This is a genomic window from Nocardiopsis nanhaiensis (genome assembly GCF_054778635.1).
In genome coordinates, this window is the sequence record NZ_BAAGZJ010000202.1 from 1 (window position 1) to 727 (window position 727).

Below are 727 nucleotides of genomic sequence, written 5' to 3' on the forward strand. Positions count from 1 at the left end.
TACTCCAAGGCCCGGGCCACTTCGATGGGGCTCCACCCCCGGTGCGGGTCGGTTCTCAGGAGCCGCATCGTCTGTTCCTTGGACCCCTGGGGCCGGATCCCGGGGACCGCTGCTGGGGCGGTCGGCTGTGGCGGCCCGGCCACGGTCTCGGGTGCGGGGGCCAGGATCTGCAGCGCCAGCTCCCGCACATGCTGGGACTTGGGTGGCCGGCCCGGATCGGCGTAGCCGTAACGCCGCTGGGGACATTTGACCTTGCGGGCGCTGATCCGCTTTCGTCGGGCCGGAAGCAGGTCGTTGAGTACCTCTTGGGCGATGGTGCCGCACTGGGCGGGATCGTCTTCGTCGGGCAGGATCTGCTGGGCGGTGATGACCTGGGTTCGGGCGGTGTGTAGGGCGGTGGTGAACCCGGCCCGGTCGGCGTGGGTGCCCGGGCGTGATTCGACCGCCTCGACCATGGCCATGCGCAGTGCTTGGTAGACCACCAGCGCAGCCCACACCTCTTGCTGTAGGCCGACCGGGTCGTGTGAGCGCAGGACTCGGCGGTGCAGCAGGGTGTGGCGCAGGGAGTAGAAGGTCGATTCCACTTCCCAGCGTTCGTGGTAGAGGGCCAGGAGCTGGTGGGCGGGGTCGGTGTGGTGGTCGAGCAGGGTCGTGGCCAGCCGGTACAGGCCCTGGATCTGTTCGCCGTCGTCGGTGGTGGCGGTGATGCGGGCTTCGATGATGCGGA

1 protein-coding gene is annotated in these 727 nt (G+C 69.2%); it reads right to left on the reverse strand.

From position 1 onward, the window contains the following. On the reverse strand, nt 1-727 hold a 727-nt coding region (locus tag ACYVD1_RS34780; protein ID WP_460778727.1), incomplete at both ends, for a transposase.